This is a genomic window from Endozoicomonas sp. ONNA2, assembly GCF_024606365.1.
Lineage (GTDB): Bacteria > Pseudomonadota > Gammaproteobacteria > Pseudomonadales > Endozoicomonadaceae > Endozoicomonas.
Genome location: NZ_JAHHPO010000147.1, coordinates 1 through 1164, shown reverse-complemented (window position 1 = coordinate 1164; position 1164 = coordinate 1). Strand labels below are relative to the sequence as shown.

Annotated in this window: 1 protein-coding gene; it reads right to left on the bottom strand. The window is 43.2% G+C overall.

Annotation, left to right across the window (positions count from 1 at the left end):
• Nucleotides 1-80 precede the first annotated feature (80 nt).
• Nucleotides 81-1049 (bottom strand): hypothetical protein, encoded by a 969-nt coding sequence (locus tag KDK14_RS02685; protein ID WP_257263480.1) that lies wholly within the window; start codon nucleotides 1047-1049, stop codon nucleotides 81-83.
• Between the last annotated feature and the right edge of the window lie 115 nt (nucleotides 1050-1164).

The window sequence follows — 1164 nt, the reverse complement described above, 5'->3', positions numbered from 1 at the left end:
AGCTACGGCTATGCTTCCTCCGTTGTGCCTCGCATAGTACCAGCCCAAGTAGCCAGAAATATACGATTCCATATGGCCAGCTACTTATCTTTATTTTCTGTTTTGATCTCTGCAAGGGAAGGTTCAGCAACCTTTGCAGAATCATCAACAGACGCATCATCCTTTTTCAGTTCTGGAAACAGGCTGGTTTCCTTCTCTTTTAAATGGCTATGAATTTTATTGAAAATGGGGACATCGTATTTTTCTTGTTTTAACCGTTTTAAATCCGCATCGAGCCTAAGCTTGATGAACCAAATTTTTGTACCAAAAAATGGATCTTTTTTTAATCCCCAGCCAGGAATTGGTACCCACTCCCCGTCGGTACCTTTACTGGAAATTCCTGAGGAACGATACATCAGGAAGGAGTGGCCATTATCAAGAATAACCTCAACAAACTGCCTGGCTACGACACTAGACCCCTTTTTTTCTTTAACAGTACCTCCAAGACCAGTTAATTTAAAATTAACCGCTTCCATGCCTTTCTTTTTCATATTCTCTAGTGGAACCGTAAATAACTCTCCCCAGATTGCCCATACACTCAAGTCATCTGTCAAGTAAATATACTGGTGAAAATTACGATAAAATGCTTTATTGTCATCCGTTTCATCGGAATCAACATTAAATTCACACAGCTCAAGCAGAGATACTTCTTCAAGTTCGGGGGCGCCAAGATAACGCTCCACTGAATCGGGGGAAGCAGGCTTGGGGGTACCTATCAATGTTTGGCCATCCTGATTTATGTGGCTGATGCTGACCGGAGCAGTGCTCGAAGTGGTCGTTTTGTCAGTAAGCACAAGATTCTGGTACACCCTGCTTGTTTGGATATTGCGGGCAAATAAACTTTTGGGATGCCTCTCATTCATTCCATAAATATCTGCCAGATTCAGTTCTACTCCCTGAACTACGGCCTTCAAAGCTCGGCCAAAAGCTGCAAGATTGGAGCTGTGCTTGTCCCGCTCAAGATTCCACGTATAAGAAAAGGCTTTTAAGCCAAACACTCTGTCTTCCATATTTTCAACCTCTTATTGACTATATATTTCTAACTAACACCAGGAGGCTGTCCGAGAATAGACTGCCCCGGGAGGCTGTCCGAGAATAGACTGGCCTGCTGCGGTTGCGATAAAT

Excerpts from the sequence above, each read along its gene's own strand:
- KDK14_RS02685 (WP_257263480.1), bottom strand. The coding sequence starts at position 1,049 with ATGGAAGACAGAGTGTTTGGCTTAAAAGCCTTTTCTTATACGTGGAAT.